Origin of the sequence: Paucihalobacter sp., assembly GCF_036825875.1 — a bacterium.
Lineage (GTDB): Bacteria > Bacteroidota > Bacteroidia > Flavobacteriales > Flavobacteriaceae > Paucihalobacter.
On sequence record NZ_DAISXK010000050.1, the window covers coordinates 4,779 to 7,966 of the forward strand.

Annotated in this window: 2 protein-coding genes; both read left to right on the forward strand. The window is 37.8% G+C overall.

All coding sequences use genetic code 11. The annotated features are described in order from the left end of the window. A partial coding sequence (locus tag V7Z48_RS11810) for a LamG-like jellyroll fold domain-containing protein (RefSeq protein ID WP_334113715.1) occupies positions 1-2,432 on the forward strand: 2,432 nt, incomplete at its 5' end. Positions 2,433-2,686: 254 nt separating this feature from the next. Continuing rightward, positions 2,687-3,188, forward strand: a 502-nt coding sequence (locus V7Z48_RS11815; protein WP_442954715.1) for a hypothetical protein, incomplete at its 3' end; no start/stop codon positions are given.

Genomic DNA, 3,188 nt, shown 5'->3' on the forward strand with positions numbered 1-3,188 from the left:
CCATAATTTCTAAAAGAAACGGAACAAATTTAAACTCGGGTTACGACTTAAGTTTAATCAATAACCGCCTATATTTCCGTTGGAATTCGAGTCAACTATTTGCTACACAAACTATAAATACAACCAAATGGTATCATGTAGCTGTCACCTATAATGGAGGAGGAGCTTATAGCATGTATATTGATGGGTTGCCCATGCAAATTAACAATGCAGGAGCAACTCCAATACTAAATTCAAATCAAACTTTGATAGGTGCTCTTGACAGAACGAATAATACACCCATCAACTTCTTTAATGGATTAATAGATGAAGTTCGCATTTGGGATACCGCCTTAAGCGAAGCGCAAATAAGAGCGATGATGAATCAGGAAATAGAGGCCAATGGCGCTAACGTACGTGGGGTAACGGTTCCTTTGAATGTTGTTGGAAATTTACAATGGTCTAATTTAATTGGCTATTACCAGATGGTTACAGGTTCACAGACTTTGGTTCAAAATGGACAAGTGTCAGACATATCTGATTCGGCTTTAGATGGCAGAACCGTAAACATGACCACCATCCAAAACGAAACAGCTCCCATTCCTTACATATCTGGTGCTAATAATATATGGGATAATAACGCTACTTGGCTAAATGGTTCAGTACAACAAATACCAAATTCAAATGTCAACAGTATTAATGGCGATCGTCAAACGTGGAACATCGTAAGAACCCAACATAATATTACATCGGGGAATCGTCCAACCACCATATTAGGACTTTTAGTTGATAACAACCGTTATAGCATTACAAACGATCAGGTATTACGCGTTACCAATTATTTAAAAATTGACGGTGCCTTAGATTTAGTTGGAGAATCACAATTGTTACAAGATGTGAATAGTATTGTTGACGCCACGGGTATGGGCGTGTTGGAAATTGACCAACAAGGCACTACCAATCTTTATAATTATAACTATTGGGGAAGTCCAGTTGCATCTAGTGCTGGCGCATATTCAGTTGCAGGTGTGTTGCATGATGGTACTAACCCGAGTAATCCACTTACTATAAATTGGACTGGTGCTGTAAATGCGAGTTTTGGTAGTCCATTGACCATGAGTAGTCGATGGTTGTATTTATTTGAAAACTATGTGGAAGGTAATTATGCTGCGTGGAATTCCATTAGTGAAAATACCAATATTAATCTCGGATTAGGATTTACCATGAAGGGTAGTGGGGCTGGAGGTACAGAACAGAACTATGTATTTATTGGTCAGCCCAATAACGGTGTGATAAGTAATCCGATTGTAGTAGGTAACCAAGCACTGTTAGGAAATCCATATCCCTCCAGTATTGATGCCTATGATTTTATTAGAGACAATACCCTAGGATTTATAGGAAATTCTGGCACCACAACCGAAAGTATTGAAGGACCGATTTATTTTTGGGAACATTCCCCAACCAACGCCACACATATTTTATCGGCCTATGAAGGCGGTTATGCGGCGCTATCACTTGCAGGTGGCAATCCGGCTGTTTCTCCACCAGGAAATCTTATTGGTGGCACCGGTGCTGCAGTTAAAATTCCACGACGCTATATACCTGTTGGACAAGGATTTTTTGTTACTTCAAGCAATCCAACGGGAGGAACGGTTATGTTTAGAAATAGCCAGCGAGTCTTTCAAAAAGAAAGTTCTGGCAACTCTATTTTTATGAGATCCAACGGTAAAGATGTTTTATACGAAGAAGAGTATGTAGATGAAATTCAACGTGTACGCTTAAACTTTAAGGCAGCCGATGGATTTGTAAGACCGTTGTTATTAGCTTTCACCCCAGATGATGCGGCTTCTGATGACTATGATTTTGGTTATGATGCTAGAAGTAATGACGGTTTCTCTTCAGATATGGCCTTTATGATTGAGGACGAGCGTTATGTGATACAATCCGTAGGAGCCTTTGATGAAAGCCTGCGCTATCCTTTAGGTTTGTTTATGGCGAATTCAGGATTGATAGAAATAGAATTAGCCAATTTAGAAAACTTCGAATCAGATATCGACGTCTACATCTATGATGCTGTCTTAGATACTTACACCGCGATTAACGAATTTAATTTCCAAACGCAATTAGAAGCAGGTGAGATTACCACGCGATTCTTTGTGACTTTCCGCGAAGAAGACAGACTGTCGATAAAAGACGAGCTAGTTGATGGCATTTATGCAGCATTTTTCAATAGCACTGCGGAGATTTACATTAAAACCTCGCCTAATATCCATGTTAAGCAGGTTTATTTGATTAATATGGTGGGTCAGAGTGTGCGGTCGTGGAATGCTACCAATGCCATGATTAGTCATGAATTTAGAATTCCGGTTAAAGACCTTTCCGAAGGTACCTATATTTTAAGAGTTAAAACCGAAACAGGAACTTTAAATAAAAAAGTGGTGGTTAAATATTAAGCATTATTACCAATTTAGTTCTATTTAAAATTCGCCTAAAACCTAGGCGAATTTTTTGTTTGAATCCTAGGTAAGTAATTTTTTAACGATTCCATAAACTATTAATGGTCTTCATATAATTGTACGTATTTGTAATATAAGTATTACAATATTGGTACCAAACTGCGCATTTTGTCGAATAAATTAGTATTTCAAAGATAAAATAAAATTATATTCTTAATTTAGAAGTCCCAAATCAGTTAATTCTAAACCCTATGCGTAACACTACCTACTTATGTTTCTTTTTGTGCATGTTACTTTTTGATACGGTCAAAGCAGGTAACATTGCTGCACCTGAAGTAGAAGCATTGAACGACATACAACGCGTACGAATTTCTTTCACTATGCCGACAGGACATACACGTCATTTGTTATTAGCCTTTACGCCAGATAATGCTGCCACCGATGGCGTAGATTATGGCTATGACGCTTCCAATGTTGATAATTTTCCAAACGATTTAAACTGGATTATTGACGAAGGTCGTTATGTTATTCAGGCGGTTGGTGCCTATAATGATAATAAATTTTTTGAACTTGGTATGTTTTTAGGTGATGCAGGAAACATTGCCATCAATCTGACGGCTCTTGAGAATTTTGGTGAAACAATAGATGTTTATGTTTATGATGCCTTACTGAATAACTATACATCTATAAATGAGTCTAGTTATACCAACGTCATGGACGCTGGTGTGTATCGAAACAGATTCTATTTGTCCT